17 protein-coding genes, 1 other RNA gene and 2 pseudogenes are annotated in these 24,222 nt (G+C 43.5%); 19 read left to right on the plus strand and 1 reads right to left on the minus strand.

The window, feature by feature from the left end:
- Nucleotides 1–15 precede the first annotated feature (15 nt).
- The 15 genes and pseudogenes from HMPREF9182_RS06805 to HMPREF9182_RS06875 all read left to right on the plus strand — a co-directional run bounded on the left by HMPREF9182_RS06805 (nucleotide 16) and on the right by HMPREF9182_RS06875 (nucleotide 20,200).
- Nucleotides 16–606, plus strand: coding sequence for a hypothetical protein (locus tag HMPREF9182_RS06805; protein WP_009443358.1), 591 nt, complete (start codon nucleotides 16–18; stop codon nucleotides 604–606).
- A gap of 10 nt (nucleotides 607–616) precedes the next feature.
- A complete protein-coding gene (locus tag HMPREF9182_RS06810) occupies nucleotides 617–1,630 on the plus strand; it encodes a V-type ATPase subunit (protein WP_009754727.1) in 1,014 nt (337 codons plus the stop codon).
- On the plus strand, nucleotides 1,617–1,937 hold the full coding sequence (locus HMPREF9182_RS06815; protein WP_009443143.1) for a V-type ATP synthase subunit F: 321 nt from the start codon (nucleotides 1,617–1,619) through the stop codon (nucleotides 1,935–1,937). The genes HMPREF9182_RS06810 and HMPREF9182_RS06815 overlap by 14 nt, the downstream gene beginning before the upstream one ends.
- A gap of 7 nt (nucleotides 1,938–1,944) precedes the next feature.
- Nucleotides 1,945–2,640, plus strand: a complete 696-nt coding sequence (locus tag HMPREF9182_RS06820; RefSeq protein ID WP_037602773.1) for a GNAT family N-acetyltransferase — start codon at nucleotides 1,945–1,947, stop codon at nucleotides 2,638–2,640.
- A 165-nt stretch (nucleotides 2,641–2,805) separates the two neighbouring features.
- The gene (locus tag HMPREF9182_RS06825) at nucleotides 2,806–4,596 is read left to right on the plus strand and encodes a V-type ATP synthase subunit A (RefSeq protein ID WP_037603078.1); all 1,791 of its coding nucleotides are present in this window, start codon (nucleotides 2,806–2,808) and stop codon (nucleotides 4,594–4,596) included.
- Nucleotides 4,583–5,977 (plus strand): V-type ATP synthase subunit B, encoded by a 1,395-nt coding sequence (locus HMPREF9182_RS06830; RefSeq protein ID WP_009444019.1) that lies wholly within the window; start codon nucleotides 4,583–4,585, stop codon nucleotides 5,975–5,977. The genes HMPREF9182_RS06825 and HMPREF9182_RS06830 overlap by 14 nt, the downstream gene beginning before the upstream one ends.
- Entirely contained in the window at nucleotides 5,974–6,597 is a 624-nt protein-coding gene (locus tag HMPREF9182_RS06835) for a V-type ATP synthase subunit D (protein ID WP_009754243.1), read from the plus strand. The genes HMPREF9182_RS06830 and HMPREF9182_RS06835 overlap by 4 nt, the downstream gene beginning before the upstream one ends.
- A 654-nt stretch (nucleotides 6,598–7,251) precedes the next feature.
- Nucleotides 7,252–8,735, plus strand: a pseudogene (thrC, locus tag HMPREF9182_RS06840) (threonine synthase).
- 106 nt (nucleotides 8,736–8,841) lie between these two features.
- Nucleotides 8,842–10,119, plus strand: coding sequence for an MATE family efflux transporter (locus HMPREF9182_RS06845; RefSeq protein ID WP_009443083.1), 1,278 nt, complete (start codon nucleotides 8,842–8,844; stop codon nucleotides 10,117–10,119).
- Complete coding sequence (locus tag HMPREF9182_RS06850; protein WP_009754406.1) at nucleotides 10,116–10,730, plus strand: HAD-IA family hydrolase; 615 nt, start codon at nucleotides 10,116–10,118, stop codon at nucleotides 10,728–10,730. The genes HMPREF9182_RS06845 and HMPREF9182_RS06850 overlap by 4 nt, the downstream gene beginning before the upstream one ends.
- A 226-nt stretch (nucleotides 10,731–10,956) precedes the next feature.
- A pseudogene (locus HMPREF9182_RS06855) lies at nucleotides 10,957–14,534 on the plus strand (ATP-binding protein).
- Nucleotides 14,535–14,595: 61 nt separating this feature from the next.
- Nucleotides 14,596–17,238 (plus strand): DNA polymerase I, encoded by a 2,643-nt coding sequence (gene polA, locus HMPREF9182_RS06860; RefSeq protein WP_009443791.1) that lies wholly within the window; start codon nucleotides 14,596–14,598, stop codon nucleotides 17,236–17,238.
- Nucleotides 17,239–17,503: 265 nt separating this feature from the next.
- The gene (locus HMPREF9182_RS06865) at nucleotides 17,504–17,941 is read left to right on the plus strand and encodes a CoA-binding protein (protein ID WP_009754880.1); all 438 of its coding nucleotides are present in this window, start codon (nucleotides 17,504–17,506) and stop codon (nucleotides 17,939–17,941) included.
- Nucleotide 17,942: 1 nt separating this feature from the next.
- Nucleotides 17,943–18,446 carry a kinase gene (locus tag HMPREF9182_RS06870; RefSeq protein WP_009443558.1) on the plus strand — a complete coding sequence of 168 codons (504 nt, stop codon included), beginning with the start codon at nucleotides 17,943–17,945 and terminating at the stop codon, nucleotides 18,444–18,446.
- Nucleotides 18,447–18,733: 287 nt separating this feature from the next.
- On the plus strand, nucleotides 18,734–20,200 hold the full coding sequence (locus HMPREF9182_RS06875; RefSeq protein ID WP_009443598.1) for an alpha-L-fucosidase: 1,467 nt from the start codon (nucleotides 18,734–18,736) through the stop codon (nucleotides 20,198–20,200).
- A 24-nt stretch (nucleotides 20,201–20,224) separates the two neighbouring features.
- Here the strand turns inward: HMPREF9182_RS06875 and HMPREF9182_RS06880 are convergent, their stop codons facing one another.
- Nucleotides 20,225–21,064: a DUF975 family protein gene (locus tag HMPREF9182_RS06880; RefSeq protein ID WP_009754708.1), complete on the minus strand. Its 840-nt coding sequence runs from the start codon at nucleotides 21,062–21,064 to the stop codon at nucleotides 20,225–20,227.
- 139 nt (nucleotides 21,065–21,203) lie between these two features.
- Between HMPREF9182_RS06880 and tgt the strand changes: the two genes are divergently transcribed.
- From tgt to ffs, 4 genes are all read left to right on the plus strand, one after another.
- The gene (gene tgt, locus HMPREF9182_RS06885) at nucleotides 21,204–22,346 is read left to right on the plus strand and encodes a tRNA guanosine(34) transglycosylase Tgt (protein WP_008808170.1); all 1,143 of its coding nucleotides are present in this window, start codon (nucleotides 21,204–21,206) and stop codon (nucleotides 22,344–22,346) included.
- Between the two features lie 24 nt (nucleotides 22,347–22,370).
- A complete protein-coding gene (locus HMPREF9182_RS06890; protein WP_009754793.1) occupies nucleotides 22,371–23,030 on the plus strand; it encodes a uridine kinase family protein in 660 nt (219 codons plus the stop codon).
- Between the two features lie 156 nt (nucleotides 23,031–23,186).
- On the plus strand, nucleotides 23,187–23,654 hold the full coding sequence (gene tadA, locus HMPREF9182_RS06895; RefSeq protein WP_009444008.1) for a tRNA adenosine(34) deaminase TadA: 468 nt from the start codon (nucleotides 23,187–23,189) through the stop codon (nucleotides 23,652–23,654).
- 12 nt (nucleotides 23,655–23,666) lie between these two features.
- Nucleotides 23,667–23,764, plus strand: an RNA gene (gene ffs / locus HMPREF9182_RS09710) — signal recognition particle sRNA small type.
- Nucleotides 23,765–24,222 lie beyond the last annotated feature (458 nt).

A 24,222-nucleotide genomic window follows, 5' to 3' on the forward strand; every position in this document is an offset into this window, starting at 1 on the left:
GTCAAGGAGGCCATTATGGGAAGTCATTCTGAACTCAGGACTTCTGTCTTGAAGCAGGCCCACGAAAAGGGGTGTCTGCTCTTGGCCGAGGCTACTGAGAAAATAGAACAGGAAGCCAAGGAACGTGAGGCTCAGCTGGTTCGGCAAAAACTTAGCCAGCGGGAGCAGCAGCTGAAAGAAATCAGCCGGCGCAGTCAGCGCGATATTCAGCAGCTGGAAAATCAAAAGCGCCAGTCTACTCTGGTCATCAAGCAGCGGGTTCTCAGAGAGCTTTTTGAGGAAGCCTATGCTCAGATGGCAGCTTGGTCACCAGCTGAAGAAGAGCATTTTCTGAAGAGTGTCCTGGCTAAATACCCAGAGAAAGAGTTGGCACTGACTTTCGGTGCTCTATCAGCTGAGAAATTTAGCTCCAGCCAGTTAGAAGACTTGAAAAAATCCTTTCCGCAAGTACACTTTTCAGACCAGTTTATAGCCGATCAGGCAGGCTTTGTGCTGAGCCAAGGTCGGGTGGATGATAGTTATCTCTATCGTGACTTGCTGGACTCTGTCTGGCAGGAGGAAAGCTACCGTCTGGCTCAGGATATTTTCAAAGACCAGGCAGAATAGGAGGCGGACCATGAGTGAAACAAGCTTCTCTCAAGTCAATACAGCCATTAGTGTGCAGGAGGCTTCCTTTTTGACGCCCCAGCAATATGAACAGTTGCTACAGGCTGACGATGCTGACAGCCGTTCAGCTCTTCTGCAGGGAACGGTCTATGCCATGGATGCTGAAGCGATTAAGGATCTCAATGCCATTGAGCAAGTACTGATGAAGCATTTGTATTCCGTTTATAATTGGGCGCTTGAGATCAGTCCTAGTAAGGAGCTGGTAGAGATTTTCACGCTCCGCTATACTTACCACAATCTCAAGGTTTTTCTCAAGGGTCGGGCGACAGGTCAGTCCTTGGAGCATTTGTTGATGCCGGTGGGGACCTATTCGCTGGAGGTTTTGGAGCACCTAGTCATGGCCTTTTCGGCTGAGTATTGTCCAGATTTCATGCTGGACGAGGTGCTTGCGACCTGGCAAGAATACCAGGATTATCAGGATGTGCGCGTGCTTGAGATTGGTATGGACATGGCTTATTTCCAGAATCTCAAGCGCCTGACACAGGAGCTGGAAGATGACCGTCTGTTGCAGCTGGTGAATCTGACTATTGATTTTTACAATGCTATCACCGTCAAGCGGGCTGTTGGTTTGGGAAAACCGCGCAGCTTTATGAGGCAGCTCCTGTCTGATGAGGGAAGTCTTTCTGCTGCCAACTGGATTGCCATGGCAGAGCAGGGGGATTTTTTGACCTGGTTTAGCCAGATCAATCCCTGTGGTTACGATCTGGAACTACGCTCCTATGAGGAAAAAATGCGGAACCAGACTTTGACGACGGTAGAGCTAGAATATCTAGCGGACCTCTTGCAGGCTAAGTTGCTGGCGGCTGGTCAGTTTGAGACAGATGGCCCGCTCCCTCTTGCCCGCTATTTGCTGGGTAAGGAGCTAGAAGTAAAGAATCTGCGGCTGATTTTGACAGGAATGGACAATCAGTTGCCAGTAGAGCTTATCAGAGAAAGGATGCGACCGATTTATGGACAAGACTAGCTACAAGATTGCTGTCGTGGGGAATCGTGATACTATTCTCCCTTTTAAGCTGATTGGTTTTCAGACCTTTCCGGTTAAGGAAGCTCAGGAGACGGTCCATACCCTGCGTCGGCTCGCCCGTGAAGATTTTGGCATTATCTATCTGACGGAGGATATGGCTGCGGATATTCCAGAAACCCTGGCCTACTATGATCAGTTGGAGATTCCTGCTCTTGTGCTCATTCCTACTCATAAGGGGAGCACGGGACTGGCTCTTTCGCGGATTCATGAAAATGTCGAAAAGGCTGTCGGACAAGATATATTGTGAGGTTTTTATGCGAATGAATGAACTAGGCCAACCCATTGGGGATGCTCTGCCGGATTTTCAGCCGGGGGACTTGCCCAATCTGGAGCGAATCGAAGGCCAGTATGTTATTATCGAGCGTTTGTCCAAGGATAAGCATGGAGCGGATTTATATGAAGTGTATGGACCGGATTCTCCTGCGGATATGTGGACCTATCTCTTTCAAAATCCTGCCCAAAATCAGGAAGAATGGTCCCAGAAGCTAGATCAGATGCTGGCGGCACAGGACCGTTTTCACTATGCGATTGTGGACAAGGAGAGCGGTAAGGCTCTCGGAACTTTTGCCTTGATGAGGATTGACCGAAATAATCGCGTTATTGAAGTGGGAGCTGTGACCTATTCGCCCAAGCTGAAGCGCACCAGACTGGCTACAGAAGCCCAGTACTTACTAGCACGCTATGTCTTTGAAGAGCTGGAGTATCGTCGCTATGAATGGAAATGCGACTCCCTCAATCAGCCGTCAAGGCGGGCAGCAGAGCGGCTTGGTTTCACCTACGAGGGTAGGTTTCGTCAGGCTCTTGTATATAAGGGGCGCAACCGAGATACTGACTGGTTGTCTATGATTGACAAGGATTGGCCGGCCGTCAAGAGCCGTCTAGAAAAATGGCTAAGCCCAGACAATTTTGACGAAAACGGTCAGCAAATAAAAGCCTTATCTGATTTTTAAAATAAAAAGAAACAATCCTTGCCCTAGAGCTAGCTAAGAAAGATTTCAAACTCGCGGCAAGAATCAAAAAAATACTCTTTGGAAATGAAATCCAAACTCTTGCTTAGTTTGCTCTTTGATTTTCATGGAGAAGCAAGAAAAATCTCCCAAGAATGGAGGAAGATTGTGAGTCAAGGAAAGATTATCAAAGTTTCTGGTCCTCTGGTGCTGGCATCAGGGATGCAGGAAGCGAATATTCAGGATATCTGCCGGGTTGGCGATTTAGGGCTGATCGGTGAAATTATTGAAATGCGGCGGGATCAAGCCTCTATTCAGGTTTATGAAGAAACTTCTGGCTTGGGTCCGGGAGAGCCGGTTACCACGACCGGAAGTCCTCTGTCCGTTGAACTGGGTCCAGGTCTGATTTCTCAGATGTTTGATGGGATTCAGCGGCCTTTGGAGCGTTTCCAGACCATCACGGAGAGCGACTTCCTCGTCCGCGGTGTTCAACTGCCAAATCTAGACCGAGAGACTAAGTGGGATTTTGTTCCAAGTCTGTCTGTCGGAGATGCGGTTGAGGCTGGCGATATTCTGGGAACGGTGCAGGAGACCAATCTTGTGGAGCACCGCATCATGGTGCCAGTCGGCGTTAGTGGACGCTTGGTCAATATCTCAGCTGGCAGTTTCACTGTTGAAGAGACTGTTTATGAGATTGAGCAGGCGGATGGGTCTATTTTTAAAGGGACTCTGATGCAAAAATGGCCAGTCCGTCGTGGGCGTCCTTTTGCTCAGAAGCTGATTCCAGTTGAGCCTTTGGTGACAGGTCAGCGGGTCATCGATACCTTCTTCCCAGTAACCAAGGGTGGAGCAGCTGCCGTACCAGGACCTTTCGGAGCCGGTAAGACTGTCGTGCAACACCAAGTAGCCAAGTTTGCCAATGTTGACATCGTTATTTATGTCGGCTGCGGTGAGCGTGGCAATGAGATGACCGACGTACTCAATGAATTTCCAGAACTGATTGACCCATCAACTGGCCAGTCCATCATGCAACGGACGGTGCTGATTGCCAATACCTCTAATATGCCAGTAGCGGCTCGGGAAGCGTCAATTTACACAGGGATTACTATTGCAGAATACTTCCGAGACATGGGCTATTCCGTGGCCATCATGGCGGACTCTACCTCTCGCTGGGCAGAAGCCCTGCGGGAAATGTCCGGCCGTCTGGAAGAAATGCCAGGTGACGAAGGCTATCCAGCCTATCTTGGCAGCCGGATTGCTGAGTATTATGAGCGAGCAGGCCGGGTCAAGACGCTCGGTTCGACTGCGCGCGAAGGATCTATAACTGCTATCGGAGCTGTATCACCTCCGGGTGGAGATATTTCTGAGCCGGTGACGCAAAATACCCTGCGGATTGTCAAGGTCTTCTGGGGCTTGGATGCTCAGCTGGCTCAACGCCGGCATTTCCCAGCTATCAACTGGCTGAGCTCTTATTCGCTCTACCTAGACGAAGTGGGAGCATATATCGACCAGCATGAAAAGATTGCTTGGGCGGAAAAGGTGACCAAGGCCATGAATATCCTGCAAAAGGAAAGTGAGTTGCAGGAAATCGTGCGTTTGGTGGGCTTGGATTCCTTGTCTGAGAAGGACCGACTGACCATGAATGCAGCCAAGATGATCCGCGAGGACTACCTGCAGCAGAATGCCTTTGATGATGTGGACACCTATACTTCTTTCAAAAAACAGGTGGCTTTATTGAGCAATATCCTAACCTTCGATGCGGAGGCCAATCGTGCCTTGGATCTGGGAGCTTATTTCCGGGAAATCATGGAAGGAACGGTGGAGCTGCGTGACCGAATTGCCCGCAGTAAGTTTATCCACGAAGATCAGCTAGAAAAAATCCAGGCTCTCAGTCAGACTATCGAGGAAACCCTGCACCAGATTCTTGCCCAAGGAGGACTAGACAATGAGCGTCATTAAAGAATACCGCACCGTCAGTGAAGTTGTCGGCCCTCTGATGATTGTCGACCAAGTCGCTGGCGTGCATTTCAATGAATTGGTAGAAATTCAGCTACATGACGGCAGCAAGCGCCAGGGCCAGGTTCTGGAAGTCCAAGAAGACAAGGCTATGGTCCAGCTTTTTGAGGGTTCTAGCGGAATCAATCTGGAAAAAGCCAAGGTCCGCTTTACCGGTCATCCGCTAGAGCTGCCAGTGTCAGAAGACATGGTGGGCCGGATTTTCAATGGGATGGGCAAGCCGATTGATGGTGGCCCAGCTATCTTGCCAGAAAAATATCTGGATATTGACGGTCAAGCCATCAATCCAGTAGCTCGCGATTATCCGGACGAGTTTATCCAGACTGGTATTTCAGCCATTGACCATCTCAATACCTTGGTTCGGGGGCAAAAACTGCCAGTATTTTCTGGCTCTGGTCTGCCCCACAAGGAATTGGCCGCTCAAATCGCCCGTCAGGCTACCGTACTCAACTCTGATGAAAACTTCGCCGTGGTCTTTGCGGCCATGGGGATTACCTTTGAAGAAGCCGAGTTCTTCATGAATGACCTCCGGGAGACAGGAGCCATTGACCGCTCGGTGCTCTTTATCAATCTGGCTAATGACCCAGCTATCGAACGGATTGCGACGCCGCGGATTGCCCTGACAGCAGCCGAGTACCTGGCTTATGAAAAAGACATGCACGTTCTGGTCATCATGACAGATATGACCAACTACTGTGAAGCCCTGCGGGAAGTTTCCGCAGCTCGTCGTGAGGTGCCGGGCCGTCGTGGGTATCCGGGTTACCTCTATACTAACCTATCCACCCTCTATGAGCGGGCTGGACGTCTGGTCGGCAAGAAAGGCTCAGTGACGCAGATTCCGATTCTGTCCATGCCAGAGGATGATATTACCCATCCGATTCCAGACTTGACGGGTTATATTACGGAGGGGCAGATTATCCTTTCACGCGATCTTTACAACAGCGGCTATCGTCCGCCCATCAATGTCCTGCCATCTCTGTCCCGTCTCAAGGACAAGGGCTCAGGTGAGGGCAAGACCAGAGGTGACCATGCTGCGACTATGAACCAGCTATTTGCCGCCTATGCGCAAGGCAAGCAGGCCAAGGAGCTGGCCGTCGTTCTGGGGGAATCCGCCCTGTCCGAAACGGACAAGCTCTATGTGCGCTTTACTGACCGCTTCGAGCAGGAATACATCAATCAAGGTTTCCAGACCAACCGAACCATCGAGGAAAGCTTGGATCTGGGCTGGGAACTCCTGTCCATCTTACCTAGAACAGAGCTTAAGCGGATCAAGGGCGATATGATTGACCAATACCTGCCGCAGACCAAGGAGGATGAAAGATGACACGACTCAATGTCAAGCCGACTCGGATGGAGCTGAATAACTTAAAAGCCCGTCTCAAAACGGCTGTTCGTGGGCATAAACTGCTTAAGGATAAGCGGGATGAGTTGATGCGGCGCTTCATTGAGTCTGTCCGTGAGAATAATCAGCTTCGCCAAAAGGTCGAATCCGCTCTGGTCGGTCATCTGCAGGATTTTGTCATGGCCAAGGCGCTGGAGAGCGACCTCATGGTCGAGGAGATTTTTGCCGTCCCTACGCGGGAAGTCAATCTGCATGTGGAGACTGAGAATATCATGAGTGTGCGCGTGCCCAAGATGCACGCCCATATTGACAATCCGCATACTGATGACGAGGGAGACGTGGTTTATAGCTATGTGGCGTCTAACAGTCAGATGGATGAAACCATTGAAAGCATGAGTGATCTGCTTCCTGATCTGCTGCGACTGGCTGAGATTGAAAAAAGCTGCCAGCTCATGGCGGATGAAATCGAGAAAACCCGCCGTCGGGTCAACGGACTAGAGTATGCTACCATCCCTGACCTCAAAGAAACCATCTACTACATTGAGATGAAGCTGGAAGAAGCCGAACGGGCTAGCCTCGTCCGGATGATGAAGGTGAAATAAGATGTGTAGGCGTTAAAAAACGAATGAAAAATAGGAACTAGACGATGGATTCGATGAATCCGATCCAGTTCTCTTTTTTCCGAGTTTTTAGCCGAAGCTCGATTTAGCTGAGCTAACCCAGAGTGAATAAATATATTCACAGCAAAAATAGGAAAATAGACGAAGAAGCGATAGCTTCTAGGAGATTTTGTCTTTTTTGCCAGGAGCTTAGGTCTGGTTCAATTTAACAAAATACTGATAAGAGATAGGAACTGGACGATGGATTCGATGAATCCGAGCCAGTTCTCTTTTTTCCGAGTTTTTAGCCGAAGCTCGATTTAGCTGATATAATCTAGAGTGAATAGATTTATTCACAGCAAAAATAGGAAAATAGACGAAGAAGCGACAGCTTCTAGGAGATTTTGTCTTTTTTGCCCAGAGCTTAGGTCGGGTTCAGTTTAGAAAAATACTGATAAGAGATAGGAGAACTGGACGATGGATTCGATGAATCCAAGCCAGTTCTTTTTTTGAGTTTTTAGTCGAAGCTCGATTTAGCTGAGCTAACCCAGAGTGAATAGATATCTTCACAGCAAAAATAGGAAAATAGATGCAAGCGAGAATTTTCTGATAAATTTTGGTATAATAAAGCGAACTACAGATAAAGGATGAGAGAGAATGACTTTAGTTTATCAGTCAACACGAGACGAAAAGAATAGAGTAACAGCCAGCCAGGCGATTCTGCAAGGTTTGGCGACAGACGGCGGCCTATTTACGCCCATTACCTATCCGCAGGTCGATTTGGACTTTGCCAAGCTCAAAGACGCTTCCTATCAGGAAGTAGCCAAGGTGGTTTTGTCTGCATTTTTGGACGATTTTTCTGAAGCAGAGCTGGACCACTGTATCAACCATGCCTATGACAGCAAGTTTGATGATGCAGCGATTGCTCCCTTGGTCAAGCTGGATGGTCAGTATAATCTAGAGCTTTTCCACGGGGCGACCATTGCCTTTAAGGATATGGCTTTGTCCATCTTGCCTCACCTGATGACAACCGCAGCCAAAAAAACGGCTTGGAAAACAAAATTGTCATTTTGACGGCAACTTCTGGCGACACAGGTAAAGCGGCTATGGCAGGCTTTGCGGACGCTCCAGGAACTGAGATTATCGTCTTTTATCCAAAAGACGGTGTCAGCAAGGTCCAAGAGCTGCAAATGACGACGCAGACAGGTGCCAATACGCATGTGGTGGGCATTGACGGTAACTTTGACGATGCCCAGACCAATGTCAAGCACATGTTCAATGACACAGACCTACGAGCTCGTCTCTTGGAGCACAAACTCCAGTTTTCATCAGCCAACTCCATGAATATCGGCCGTTTGGTGCCGCAGATTGTCTACTATGTCTATGCTTATGCTCAGCTAGTGAAGACGGGAGAAATCACAGCAGGAGATAAGGTCAACTTTACCGTTCCGACAGGGAACTTTGGTAATATCCTAGCGGCCTACTATGCCAAGCAAATCGGTCTTCCAGTTGGCAAGCTGATCTGTGCATCGAATGAAAACAATGTCCTGACGGACTTCTTCAAGACTAAGGTTTATGACAAGAAGCGGAGTTTCAAGGTGACGTCTAGTCCGTCCATGGATATTCTGGTTTCCTCTAACTTGGAGCGCTTGATTTTCCATCTGTCTGGTAATAGCGCTGAGAAAACAGCAGCCTTGATGGAGGCCTTGAATGAGCATGGACAGTATGAACTGACGGACTTTGATGCTGAGATTTTAGAGCTCTTTGCGGCTGACTACGCAACAGAAGAAGAAACAGCTACTGAAATCAAGCGGGTCTATCAAGCCTCTAACTACATCGAAGACCCTCATACAGCCGTTGCATCTGCTGTCTATCAAAAATATCTGGTAGAGACAGGGGATCAGCGCAAGACTGTTATCGCGTCTACTGCTAGTCCCTATAAATTCCCAGTCGTGGCTGTTGAGGCTGTGACTGGTCAAACAGGACTCAGTGACTTTGAGGCTTTGGACCAACTGCACGAACTTTCTGGCGTAACCCTTCCACCAGCTGTGGATGGTTTAGAAACAGCACCAGTTCGCCACAAAACAACGGTTGCTGCAGACCAAATGCAGGCAGCGGTTGAGCGTTATCTAGGATTGTAAAGATTGTTTAGAAAGCCTAAAATCAGCTGGATATCTGGCTGATTTTTTCTTGGGGTATCCTATGGAAAAGTGAAGTCGCTTATGTTTAAAAGGAAGAATATTCTCTATGACTAGTTATAAAAAAATCATGAATATCGCCCTGCCGGCAATGGCGGAGAATTTTTTACAGATGCTCATGGGAATGGTCGACAGTTATCTGGTGGCCAGTCTAGGGCTGATTGCGACCTCTGGTGTCTCGGTGGCTGGCAATATCATTACGATTTATCAGGCAATTTTTATCGCGCTGGGAGCAGCGATTTCCAGTCTCATCTCAAAGTGTCTAGCTCAGGGTGACAAGGAACGATTGGCCTATCATACAGCCGAAGCTATCAAGCTGACGCTACTTCTGAGTTTTGTATTGGGCATGATTTCCCTGCTCTTTGGCAGGCAGATGCTGGATCTTCTGGGGACAGAAAAAGCGGTAGCCGAAGCAGGTAGTCTTTATCTGGCTCTGGTTGGAGGGACTATTGTCCTTTTGGGCTTGATGACTTCTTTTGGAGCTCTAGTACGGGTCACAAGTAATCCAAGAGTCCCCATGTATGTCAGTCTTCTGACCAATGTCCTCAATGCTCTCTTTTCTGGCGTGGGAATTTACGTTTTTCATCTTGGAATTGTCGGTGTAGCACTGGGAACGGTGCTGGCTCGTTTGATCGGTGTGGTCATTCTCTGGCGAGAGCTGGATTTGTCCACGATTTGCTGGAGCTGGGGCTTAGATAGAGAGCTCTTGCGCCTGTCTCTGCCAGCTGCTGGAGAGAGACTCATGATGCGGGCGGGTGATGTAGTCATCATTGCTATTGTGGTTGTCTTTGGGACGGATGCGGTAGCGGGAAATGCTATCGGTGAAGTTTTGACGCAGTTTAACTACATGCCAGTCTTTGGTGTAGCGACAGCAACAGTCATGCTGGTAGCCCATGCAGTTGGGGAGGGAGATATGAAAGAGGTCGGTTTGATTGGTAAGCGGACCTTCTGGCTGTCTTTTACTTGTATGCTACCCTTAGCTTTAGGTATTTTTGTCCTTGGTCGGCCACTGACCTTTCTCTATACGGATAATAGCGGAGCTATCACCGCCAGCCTTTCGGTCATCCTCTTCTCCCTGCTGGGAACTCCTATGACAGTGGGAACCGTGATTTACACAGCTGTCTGGCAAGGGCTGGGCAATGCTAGACTGCCCTTTTATGCCACGACCGTTGGCATGTGGCTGATTCGCATCATTACAGGTTATTTGCTGGGTGTGACATTTGGCTTGGGCCTTCCGGGTGTCTGGGCTGGGACGCTCTTGGACAATGGCTTCCGCTGGCTGTTTTTAAAGTCTCTATATGATAGGAAAATGAGGGAAATCACATGACAACAGCTTTTATTTGGGATTTGGACGGCACCTTGCTGGACTCCTACGATGCTATTTTGGCAGGGATCGAAGAAACCTATACTCACTATGGTCTGGACTTTGACAGAGAAAGTATCCACAGCTATATCCTAAAGAACTCTGTCCAGAAGCTTTTGGAAAAAGTAGCTTCTGAGAAAGGACTGGACGCTACCGAGATGAATGCTTTTCGTGGAGCAAGCCTAAAGGAGAAGAATGCTCAGGTTCATCTGATGGAAGGAGCTGCGGAGATACTAGCCTGGGCTGAAGAGCAGGGTATTGCCCAGTTTGTCTATACCCACAAAGGACTCAATGCCCATCAAATCTTAAAAGACTTGGGAATTCATGACTATTTCACAGAAATCATCACAACAGCCAACGGCTTTGAGCGCAAGCCCCACCCAGAAGGTATCGACTATCTGCTCGAGAAATATGGCCTGGATAAGCAGGAAACCTACTATATTGGCGATCGGACACTGGATGTGGATGTCGCCGTCAACAGTGGCATCCAGAGCATTAACTTCTGTGACTACCGACCAGAAATCAATCAGAAAATAGAGAAGCTGATGGATATCAAGCAATTATTTACAAGATAAAAAGCAGACCAGAACTGATCTACTGTCAGTCTAGCCTGCTTTTTTTAGAAAAGATGAGTGATTTTTTAAAGATAGGAAAGTTGGAGATTTTCCCTAACAAAACTTTCTTTATGTGAACAAAATATGTGTAGTAAGTATTGAATAAAAAAGGTAATTGATAAGTTTATTGTTAGGTCAAGAGATGATATAATTTAATTAATTATAAAAATTTAAAAGAGGGAAGACCATGACCTTAGTTAATAAAATTGAAAATGCTATAAAAGAGTTAGAAGGAGGAAGGTTTCAAAAACTAGGAGATGAATACCTAAGAAAAAATACAATTTTAAAATTGTTTCATTAGGTTCACAAGAAGGAACAGATAAAACAACTAAAGGGACTCCAGATTCTTACGCTGAGGAAGATGGTAAATATGTTTATATTATGTATGGCACCCATAAGTCTGTAATATCTAAATTAGAAGGAGACATTCAGTCAGTTAAGGAAAAAATTTTAGATAAAAATATTGCTGAAGATAAAGTTAGGAGACTTATTTGTTGTCATACTTCTTCAAATATAACAATTAAACAAAAAGAAGATCTAGAAAAAATGGCTGAGCCTTACCAGCTGGAATTGATTGGAATTAATGAAATTGCTAATGATCTTAGAAAGCTAGATTTTCAATATTTAGCAAAAGAGTATCTATCAATCAGTGAATCTACAGAGCAAATTTGGTCTATCAATGACTTCATAAGAATTCATGATGAGAGTAAAACTAATGCTCCTATATCAAATGATTATATTGGAGATATAAGTGAAATTATAAATACCATTAAATCAAGTGAAAAACGAATTTTCTTAATATCTGCTAAGCCTGGAACAGGGAAAACTAGATTAGCAATTGAAATTTGCTCTTTGCTCGACCGAAATAAATATAACATTATTTGTGTTAAGAGCAACAATCAAGACATTTATCAAGATGTAAAACGCAATCTAAATTTACACAAAGAAAATATTATTTTTATTGATGATGTTAATACTACGCAAAATTATATTTCGACACTTGGGCTATTGAATACGAATACTAATATTAGGTTTATTCTTACCGTACGAGATTATGCTAAAAAAGATATAATCAATAACATAAAAGATTATGGTTACGATAATTTTGTTCCAACTCTTTTAAAAGATGATAATTTCAAAAAATTACTCAGTCAATTCTCCCAGACTGAGTTTACTCGTAAAGAAATTGAGCATATTAAAACGATATCTAAAAGTAACCCACGTATTGCAGTCATTGCAGCGAAGTTATCTAGTTCTCAGGATCTGATTAATTTTAATGATGAGATTGATATTTTAAAAGATTACTATGAAGAAATTTTAAATAAAAACAACATTATTTATGCAGAACAAAATACTTTATTTATTTTATCTTACTTAAAAAAGATTAGACTGGAAAGTTTAGAAGAGAACCAGGAATTCAATAAATTACTAAAAATAACTGATATAACAAATACTGACTTTAAGAGTGCAGTGGAGAAGCTTCATGAGCGAGAGTTGTGTAATATTTATAACGACAAAATTGTAAAGATAGCAGATCAATCATTAGATGATTATATAGTTATCAAGTTTTTAGTTAATCAGAAAATATCAATTTTAGAAGTTTTACATGAGTTATATCCAGTAAACGGTCAAAGAGTTGTTCAAATACTAAATCAATGTTCCAATTTTATTAGGAAAGAGAGTGATTTAGAAGGCGTTTCTGATGCAGTTAAATCATATTACAATGAAAATAATTTTGAAAGTGATGAACTTAAAGAAAAGTTTTTAATACAATTTGGAGTATTGCTTCCTTTAGAAGCAATTTCACACGTTAAAAATAAAATTGATAATATAGAGCCTCAGGCTTATACAAAGACTAATTTTATTAATCAGAAGGATAAAAAGGAATCTATTGAGGATTCAGTTTTAAATATTGTATTTGTAACTACACGGACAAAATATTGTAGTCAAATTCTCCAATTATTGTTAAAGTACTTTGATAAAAATCCCAATAAGATTTCTGAGGTTTATAGTATTCTTGAAGCAAACTACGGTTTGGTTACAGAAAGAGAATATATTGATTATACCTTAGCTGAAAATACCATTTCTGAACTTGCTAATCTTGATTTGACAAAAAGTTATAACCAAGAATTAATCGTGACAATTTTGAAGCAGTATCTTAAAATTGAAATCGAAAGAACAGAAGCTCATGAAGAGACATTTACATTTGGGCGCTATAAAGTCCCAGATAGTGAAAAATTAAAACAGTATCATAGAAGTATACTAAAACTTTTAGCGACTTTATATAATATAGGGAGTTATGAAACTAGATTTTATATTGAGAAAATGCTATATGATTATAGAATAAAAATTTTGACATATTCAGAAAGTCATTGTAATACTATCCTTGGAGATTTGAGAAATATTAGGAAATTATTTTTTAATGACATTAAAAACTTATCTATGATTGGAGAAAAAATAGTTTATGCTTTACATAAAGCTGAAGTGGAAAAAAACTTACCGAGTGTGTTTGATGATTATATGATTTCTGAGAGACAAGATATATATATTAATTTGACTAATCGTAATCATGCTTGGTTTTATAAGGATAATGTTGAAATAAGATTACAACAAATTGCAGATACCTATTCAAGCAATTTGCAAAATATTTTCAATTTTGCAAATCAATTTAAAAATAGCTTGTTTATGAATGATATTAATATTGAACTGGTGCTATTTAATATGTTTTTGCTATTAAAAAATGATAACAAGATAGAATTTTTAAATTCTATGTTTGAATCAAACTATCATTTTGAAAGCAGAACCCCTATTAGTTTTTTAGAAAATATTGAGAAAAGCTCAATGCAGTCTGTTATTGCCTCCTCCCCAGAATCAGAAAAATATGAATGGCAACTTGCCTATTTAACTCAACTTGAAAAAGTAAAAAATGAAGATTTACAAACATTAAAGAGTATTCTAGAAGCTAATTCTTTACCATGTTATTTTACAATTTTAAATTTTGAGAGATTGATTTTGAAAGATCCTAGTTTAAAAGAGTTGTTAATACAAAAAGCGGTGAATAATAATTTTGTTATTTTTGATTTTATAAGAGAGGAAGAGGTGCCAAAATTAATAAATCTAATTGGAGAAAACGATTTAAAGTCTCAGTATTTAATCAATTTAGGGAGCAGTAAGGATCACACCTATAAGCTTTTTCAAAAATTAGGAGAAAATGATATTAATTTTGCGGTAGAAGTATTGAAGAAAATTGATGAGCTAAAAATGGGAAGATCTAATTTAGGATACATGGTATTACATACTATAAATGGATTTAGAGATAAGAAAGAAATTTATAAAAAGTTTATCCGCTTTGCAATAAATAGGCCATATTACTACTATAACAATATGCTTGATGATATTCTAAAAAATGACAGTCAGATCATATTAGAAATGCTGGAGGCAACAAACAATGAGCAATTTGCAATTAGATTAGTCAATCTAGGTGTAGAAGTTATAGAAGATAGTAAGCAAAGATTACTATTATTTAAACTGCTCAAATCGAAAGAATTTGGTAAGAAGTCTTTTCAAGAAATACATTTTAGTCCATATTCATATTTATTTACTGGTAGTCACGTTCCGGTCTTAGAACTAGAAAAAGAACTCTTAGAAAAAATCAAAGAAATATTTGAAGATGATATAGACTACATTAACTTGCTAATATACTTGGATAAACTAATAGATGGCAAGCGGAAGGCGATTGAAAGAGAATTGGAAAAGGAGTTTTAAGTAGACTATTTTCCACGCTGCCTTTTCTGTCTTTGTCAGCCTTTCGTGTTATAATAAACCTATGGAAAATAAGAATAAGTTATTATTAATCGACGGTTCGTCCGTTGCTTTTCGCGCTTTTTTTGCGCTTTATAATCAAATTGACCGTTTCAAGAGTCCATCGGGCCTGCATACCAATGCCATTTATGGCTTCCACCTCATGCTCAATCATCTCTTGGAGCGCGTGCAGCCGACCCATGTCCTAGTAGCTTTTGATGCTGGCAAGACGACCTTCCGGACCGAGATGTACGCCGACTATAAGGCAGGTCGGGCCAAGACACCGGATGAATTTCGTGAACAGCTGCCCTTTATCCGAGAGATGCTGCAGCACCTAGGCATTCACTACTACGACTTGGCTCAGTACGAGGCGGATGACATTATCGGGACCTTGGACAAGATGGCTGAAAAGACAGCTGTGCCTTACGATGTGACCATTGTCAGTGGCGATAAAGATTTGATTCAGTTGACGGATGAAAATACCGTGGTGGAGATTTCCAAGAAAGGCGTGGCCGAGTTTGAGGAATTTACCCCAGCCTACCTCATGGAAAAGATGGGCATCACACCAGAGCAGTTTATTGACCTCAAGGCGCTGATGGGCGATCAGTCGGACAATATCCCTGGAGTGACCAAGATTGGTGAGAAGACTGGTCTCAAGCTCCTCTTGGAGTACGGCTCTTTGGAAAATCTCTATGAAAATATTGACCAGCTCAAGGCTTCCAAGATGAAGGAAAATCTCATCAATGACAAGGACAAGGCCTTCTTATCTAAAACTCTAGCTACCATTAATACTCAGGCTCCGATTGAAATCGGGCTGGATGATTTGGTTTATAAGGGTCCGCAGATAGAGACCCTGAGCAAGTTCTATGACGAGATGGGCTTCAAGCAGCTCAAGGCTCAGCTGGGAACTGCTCAGGAACTAGTAGAAGTCAAACCAATTGAATTTACCAAAGTGACTGAGGTGACAGCAGATATGCTGGCACCAGAGCAATTCTTCTATTTTGAAATTTTGGGTGACAACTACCACAAGGAAGAGGTTGTCGGTCTTGCCTGGGGCGATAGCCGTCAGATTTATGTCGGCTCTAGCGACTTACTGCAGCAGCCTCTCTTTCAGGATTTTTTGGCAAAAACAGCTCTGAAAACTTACGATATCAAGCGGGCCAAGGTATTGCTCAGTCATTATGGTGTCGAACTGCCAGCAGCAGCCTTTGATGCGCGCCTAGCTAAGTATCTGCTTTCGACGGTCGAGGACAATGAGCTGGCGACTATTGCTCGACTCTACGGCCAAACAATCCTGCCGACTGATGATGAGGTGTATGGCAAGGGAGCCAAGCGCGCTTTGCCGGAGCAAGAGCAGCTCTTTGAGCATCTGGCTCGTAAGGTTCAAGTATTGCTGGAAACAGAAGAACCGATGCAAGAGCAGCTTCGTTCCCACGACCAGCTGGATTTGTTGCTTGAAATGGAGCAGCCGCTGGCCTTTGTCCTAGCCAAGATGGAGATTGCGGGAATCAAGGTTGAGCGGGAAACCCTGCAGGGCATGCAGGCGGAAAATGAAAAGACGCTGGAAAGTCTGACTCAGGAGATTTATGATCTGGCTGGTCAGGAGTTTAATATCAACTCACCGAAACAGCTGGGAACCATTCTCTTTGAGGATATGGGGTTGCCGCTGGAGTACACCAAAAAGACCAAGACGGGCTACTCGACAGCGGTGGACGTGCTGGAGCGCCTAGCTCCCATTGCACCGATTGTGTCTAAGATTTTAGAATATCGTCAAATCAGCAAGCTCCAGTCCACTTATATCATCGGCCTGCAGGAGGCGATTGCGGCTGACGGCAAGATTCATACTCGCTATGTTCAGGATTTGACTCAGACGGGCCGCCTGTCCTCGGTTGACCCGAACCTGCAGAACATCCCCGTTCGTTTGGAGCAGGGGCGTCTTATTCGCAAGGCCTTTGTACCAGAGTGGGCAGACAGTGTGCTTCTCAGCTCGGATTATTCCCAGATTGAGCTGCGGGTGCTGGCTCATATTTCTCAGGACGAGCATTTGATTGGTGCCTTTCAGCATGGAGAAGATATTCATACGGCTACCGCCATGCGGGTCTTTGGTATTGAAAAGGCAGAGGATGTGACGCCTAATGACCGCCGCAATGCCAAGGCTGTCAACTTCGGAGTGGTCTATGGCATTTCCGACTTTGGTCTAGCCAATAATCTGGGCATTTCCCGTAAGGCTGCCAAGGACTACATTGAGACTTATTTTGAGCGTTTCCCAGGAATCAAGAATTATATGGAAACCATCGTCCGCGAAGCGCGTGATAAGGGCTATGTAGAGACCATTTACCATCGCCGTCGTTCTTTACCGGACATCAATTCCCGCAACTTTAACATCCGAAATTTTGCGGAGCGCACAGCTATTAACAGCCCGATCCAAGGCTCCGCTGCAGATATTCTCAAAGTTGCTATGATTAATCTGGACCGAGCACTGACAGAAAAGAATTTCAAGTCTCGCATGCTCTTACAGGTTCACGATGAAATCGTACTGGAAGTTCCAAATGACGAGCTAACAGCTGCCCGCCAGCTAGTCAAAGAAACCATGGAAGCCGCGATTGAGCTGGCCGTTCCACTAGTAGCAGATGAAAATGCCGGCCAGACATGGTACGAGGCGAAATAAAACAAGATACAAAGAGCGTCAAAACCGACTGAAAATTAGGCGGCCGGACGAAGGAGCGATGCTCCTAGAACGGATGATCTATTTTCCAAGGTTTTAGCTCGTGTTCAGTTTAAGATATCAAGGGCGTAAAACACAAAGTGAAAATAGAAAGCTGACACAGCATTCGATGAATGCAAGGAGGCTTATCTTTTTCATTAGCCCGGATTCAGTTAAGACGCAATACTTGCAAAATTATCCAGCTTTATTATGAATGAGGAGGAAGCCTATGACTTATCATTTTCAAAATCCCAGCGATGCCATCATCAAGCATTATTTGAAAAACAGCAAGGTAATTGCTGTTGTCGGACTGTCTGACCGTGAAGAAACGACCAGCAACCGTGTGTCCAAAGAGATGCAAGATCGGGGCTATCGCATTATTCCAGTCAATCCGCGAGCAGCGGGCTGTCAGATTTTTGGAGAGACTGTTTATGCAAGTCTCAAAGATATTCCTTTTCCGGTGGATATTGTCGATGTTTACCGTCGTAGCGAGTTTTTGCCAGATGTAGCGCGTGATTTTCTGGAAGCAGATGCCAAGATTTTCTGGGCTCAGTTGGGCTTGGAGAGTGAGGAAGCTGAGCAGATTTTGCGGGCAGCTGGTCGGGATGATATTGTCATGGACCGCTGTATTAAACGCGAGCATACACGCTTGATTCTGGGCGAATAAGATGGCCAAGTTAGTCATCATTCGTGGCAATTCCGGCTCTGGCAAGTCTAGTCTCGCTGGGAAACTGCAGACTCACTACGGCCGAGGGACTCTCCTGATATCGCAGGATACGGTTAGACGGGACATGCTCAAGGAAAAAGTCGAGCCTGGAAATTTGTCTATTGGCCTGACGGAGACATTGGCACGCTTTGGTTACGAACATGATTTGCTAGTTCTGGTTGAAGGGTTTTATGAGACGGACATTTACGGACAGATGCTAGAGCGACTGCGGAATTTGTTTGGTTCTCAGACTCTAGCGTATTACTATGATTTGACTTTTGAAGAAACGGTCCACCGTCATCAGACCAGAGCGAAGCAAGAAGAATTTCCACCAGCCGACATGAAGCGCTGGTGGAAAGACCGAGACTTCTTAGGCTGGGAAGAGGAAGCCTTTTTCACAGATGAGGATTCACTAGAGACAGCTTTTCAGCGGATTTGTCAAGATTTAGACAGAATGTTAAAATGAATCACAGGAGATAGAGATTCTGTGATTTTTATCACAATATTTCCATATTATGATCCCGCTTTTTTATGCAGGAGATAAAAAATCATCTTTTTTCAAGATTACCATCGTGTTAAGCAAGAGGATGAGATAACCCTGATATCTCATACGGAAGAGTATTTTTTTGATGGTAGTGAATATGATGGATAAGGAAGTTCAAAATCATTTTTTGCTAAAATAGTCTGTTAATTTTCCAAAAAACTGGTAGAATAAAAGAAAACGCTTTAATATAGATTTGCGAGGAAATCGTTATGAAAATCTCTCTAGAAGAAATTCAAAGAGTTGCGAATCAAGGCCCTTTTTATCCAGACTGGAACTCTTTGGCAACTTATCAAGTCCCCCAATGGTTTCAAGAAGCCAAGTTTGGGATTTTTATCCACTGGGGACTCTATAGCATCCCTGCTTTTGGAAGTGAATGGTATTCTCGTAATATGTACATACAAGGTACCGCTGAGTTTGATCATCATATCAACACTTATGGTCCTCATAAGGAGTTTGGCTATAAAGATTTTATTCCTCTTTTTACAGCAGAAGATTTTCGGGCAGATGAATGGGTGCGAATTTTTCAAGAGGCTGGTGCGCAGTATATTTTTCCGGTAGCTGAGCACCATGATGGTTTTCAGCTTTATAGTAGCCAGCTTTCCCCTTTTAACAGCGTAGAAATGGGGCCAAAGCGGGATATTTTACAGGAATTGAGTCAGGAAACTCAGAAAACTCCCTTGCATTTTTGTACTTCGTCACATCGAGCAGAGCACCATTTTTTCTTTTCTCATGGTAAGGATTTTGATAGTGATGTGACAGGAGAGGTTGGACGAGAAGAGCTTTATTGGCCAGCCATGCCAGAGCCAGAACATCATAGTCTTTTTACAAAGCCTTATCCAAGCAAGGAATTTTTAGATGATTGGTTACTGCGTACCTGTGAGCTTGTTCGGGATTATCAGCCAGAGATTTTGTATTTTGACTGGTGGATCCAACATGCGGCTTTTAAGGAACATTTAAAACTTTTTGGGGCTTATTATTATAATTTAGGTGTATCTACAGGTAAGCCAACAAGTATCTGCTATAAACATGATGCTATGGCTTTTGGTTCGGGGATTATCGAGATGGAACGTGGAGGTTTTGCAGAGATTCAACCATTTACTTGGCAGACGGACACTGCAATTGCACGCAATTCTTGGGGCTACACAGAGCAACTAGACTATAAATCTGCTAAGGAAATCATCCATACCTTGATTGATGTAGTCTCAAAAAATGGGAATCTATTACTCAATATAGGCCCTAAAGGAGACGGTTCAATTCCTAAAAAAGATCAAGAGATTTTAAGGGAGATAGGGGACTGGTTACAAATAAACGGGCAAGCAATTTATGGTTCACGTGCTTGGCGTCAGTTTGGCGAAGGACCTACACAGCCAGCTAGTGGTCCTTTCTCGGATGGCAACTGCATTGAATATACTAGTCAAGATTATCGCTTCACAGTCAAAGGAGGAGTCATCTATGCCTTTCTTATGGAGCCTTTTTCAGAGCAACAGGTGCTTATTCAAGCCTTAGCTGATGAAAGAGAAAATCCAATTTCTCATTTTCATGGCATTATAGAAAAAGTATCCTTGCTAGGAGATGAAAGATCACTTGAGTGGAAGCAGACACCACAAGGCTTAAGTGTACTGCTGCCAAGTATTTCATCGGACCTGCCCCTGGTTTTGGAGATTGCATTACGATAAATGAAAAAACACGTCTGGTCAAGATCAGATGTGCTTTTCATTATGTAAATCCTTTAAATTTTCATAGAAGAGAACGGAAGTGGTATGAATATAAGGAGTAACATAGATCCCTGCTATACCAAAGCTGATAAAAACAAGCAAGTGCCAGCCAAGAAGGCTGAGATCTAGTAGAAATCGCTGATCTTTATAGCCTCTCATCATGACTCGGCTTTGATGAAGGACATGAAGCGCTCCTTTATAGGTCCCTTCGTTCAGTTGATCGTAAAGGATATATTCTGCCTGAGAATAGGCATAGTATTGAGGTAACGCAATCACAAGCCCTAAAATGATCAGGAGTAAGCCAAGAAGCATAGCGGGTGAATAATTGATAATTTGCTGAGCAGTTTCCTCAGATAGCTGAGCAGTACCTGCTTTGGTATAAATATCAAGTACTCGATAGCTTGAAAACAAAGAGAGAGCAGATCCGATCCAAACCAAAGCTCCCCAACAAAATAACAGAAGTCGTTTGCAAAGCAATGTCAGGAAGACTTGAGTAAATATTTGACTCGAAAAAGCTCGTAGTGAATCTGAAAAAATAGCTTCGGAACGCTTTTTGCGAAGAATATCTATCAGAGTGAAAGAGGCAGATAAAACAAAAATAGATAAAATAAAGTTCAGGATTTGAGGAAAGAGATTCTGCTGAATAGCATTCACAATGATTTGTGGAATGGTGAGGAGCATTGGAGTATCTACTTCCTCAGGGCGTGTACGAGTGTAGAAACTGAGAGCAATCGGAACAATGATTGGAATGAGAAAGAGCGAGAAACAGCCACGTACTTGCTTCACCAGAAGCCAAGCCTCTGCCCGTAGTTGACGTAAATCCATAGAAACCTCCAGTAATGCTATCTATTATACCATACCTCGTGACAGACAGAGATTTTTTTGATAAAATCATACAGTATCTTGTGGGTTTTCCCACTAAAAATAAGATCTGGGACTGTCTTTCCCAGCATCGGAGGTAAAAATGTCAGATTCACCGATTCAATATCGATTGATCAAAAAAGAAAAACACACAGGTGCCCGCCTGGGAGAAATCATCACACCCCACGGCACCTTTCCGACGCCTATGTTTATGCCAGTCGGAACTCAGGCAACGGTCAAGACTCAGTCGCCAGAAGAACTTAAACAAATGGGTTCGGGTATTATCTTGGCCAATACTTACCATCTCTGGCTACGTCCAGGCGACGAGCTGATTGCTCGTGCGGGTGGACTGCATAAGTTTATGAACTGGGACCAGCCTATTCTGACGGATAGTGGCGGTTTCCAGGTTTATTCTCTAGCTGACAGCCGCAATATCACAGAAGAAGGCGTAACCTTTAAGAACCATCTCAATGGATCTAAGATGTTCCTTTCGCCGGAAAAGGCCATCTCCATCCAGAACAATCTGGGAAGTGATATCATGATGTCCTTTGATGAGTGTCCCCAGTTCTACCAGCCTTATGACTATGTCAAGAAATCCATTGAGCGGACCAGCCGTTGGGCAGAGCGTGGACTCAAAGCCCACAGCCGTCCGCACGACCAAGGTCTCTTTGGGATTGTTCAGGGTGCGGGCTTTGAAGATTTGCGTCGTCAGTCTGCTCAAGATTTGGTCAGCATGGATTTTCCAGGCTACTCAATCGGAGGACTGGCTGTAGGAGAGTCTCATGAAGAGATGAATGCTGTACTGGATTTTACAACGCCTTTGCTTCCTGAAAATAAGCCCCGCTATCTCATGGGAGTTGGAGCACCAGATAGCTTGATTGATGGCGTTATCCGTGGTGTGGATATGTTTGACTGTGTTCTGCCGACTCGGATCGCCCGAAACGGTACTTGTATGACTAGCGAAGGACGACTAGTTGTCAAAAATGCCCAGTTTGAAGAAGATTTCACGCCATTGGATCATAACTGTGATTGCTACACTTGTACCAATTACACAAGGGCTTATATCCGTCACCTGCTTAAGGCTGATGAAACCTTTGGACTCCGCCTGACTAGTTACCACAATCTTTACTTCTTAGTTAATCTCATGAAGAAAGTACGTCAGGCAATCATGGATGATAACTTATTAGAATTTCGTGAAGATTTTATGGAGCGCTATGGATATAATCGATCCAATCGGAATTTTTAAAAGCTCCATTTGAAAGGAGACACCATGTCTGATGAAGAGAGATTGTTGGAAAGCTTGATAACGTATCTGATAGATGACCAAAAACATACTATGCGTATCTACGGTCATGGTGCTTCAGGAAAGTCAACTTTTGCTCGAAAGCTCCAACTAATGTTGGGTGAAGAACGAGCCAACCTGTTGACAACAGATCATTATGTAATTTCTGGAACTTATCGAGATTTGCTTAGTTCTAAGGATTTTCCTCATCAAAAAGTAACAGCTTGCCTCCCAGCTGTTCATGAATTAAGCAGTTTGGAGCGAGATATTTGCGCCTTGCAGACTGGTCTGGACATTTTGACCATTGGCACATCTTGGTCACCCAGTTTGCGTTTATCAGCGCAAAAGCCAATTTTAATAGTAGAAGGTATGTCGGCTGCCTTTCTGCCAAAGAATCTGTTTGATTTATCAATTTGCTTTTACACGGATGATCAGACTGAGTTAAAGCGTCGCTTGGTAAGAGATGTGGCTGTACGGGAGCGCAAATCAGAGTGGGTAAAGCAGACGCATCTAGCTCGGCGAGAGCAATATAGGCGCTTTTATCAGATTTATGAAAAAGATGCAGATTTACTTATTAATCAATCCGGTGATCATTTTCTAGTAGAAAAACAAAGAAATATAGAAGCGACTGCTTTTGATCATTTCTAAAAAACTTTAAGTTTTCTTTAAGTAAGGGAATGTATGATATATCTATCCTAAAATTTTTCATAATCTCCTAAAAAGTTACCAAGATTCTTGGTGGCTTTTTTTGGCTCTAAACATTATAATAGAGCAGAAGAGAATTTGAAGGATAAAAGAAAACCTATGGATTATAGTCAAGAAGAAAAAGAATGCTTTATGCGAGAGGCTTTGAAAGAGGCTCAGATTGCTTTAGAAAACGATGAGATTCCAATCGGATGTGTCATTGTCAAAGATGGTCAGATTATTGGTCGTGGGCATAATGCACGTGAGGAATTGCAACGGGCAGTCATGCATGCGGAAATTATGGCTATTGAAGACGGAAATCGGCACGAAAATAGCTGGCGCTTGCTGGATACGACTCTTTTTGTGACCATTGAACCCTGTGTCATGTGTAGTGGAGCAATCGGTTTAGCGCGCATTCCCCATGTTGTCTACGGAGCAGCAAATCAGAAGTTTGGCGCAGCTGGCAGCCTTTATGATATTTTGACGGATGAACGTCTAAACCATCGAGTAGAAGTGGAGACAGGTGTTCTCCAAGAAGAGTGCGCTCAAATCATGCAAGATTTTTTCAGAAATCGTCGCCAAAAGTAAAAAAATATGATATACTATTCATGGAGCAACAGTTTTGCGTGAAGCGGGTCAGGGGAGGAATCCAGCAGCCCTAAGCGAAGTAAACTGTGTGCTCTTTTCTATTGCTCTTAATGAATCAAGCCTGAAAGGTGCAGATGAATCTTAGAGCTATGGATGCAGTTTTTCCCATAAGGGAAAAATCTGTAAACTGGATAGAGTCTTTTAGTGAATCAAGTCCAGAGGACGCAGATGAACTTAGGTACATTGATGCAGTTCGAGCAACGCGAGAACTACGTTCCAATATTGAATGAGTCAAGCCTGAAAGGCGCAGATGAATTTTAGAGCAATGGATGGGAGTGGAACAGAACTTTTGTTCGTAGTTCCACCCCCGCAAGGCTGATTAGGCTTTCTTCTAAACTTGTAAAGTGAAAGAAGAGCCAATCAGCTACTGCGTTAAACTGCTAGACTAATATTTTGTTGAGATGGAAGTAAGTCAATACTTGTAAACCGTATAAAAATCCTTAACGAATCAAGTCCAAAGGACGCAGATGAGCTTAGGAACATTGATGCAGTTCGAGCGAAGCAAGAA

Source organism: Streptococcus sp. oral taxon 056 str. F0418, assembly GCF_000220065.1.
Taxonomy (GTDB): domain Bacteria; phylum Bacillota; class Bacilli; order Lactobacillales; family Streptococcaceae; genus Streptococcus.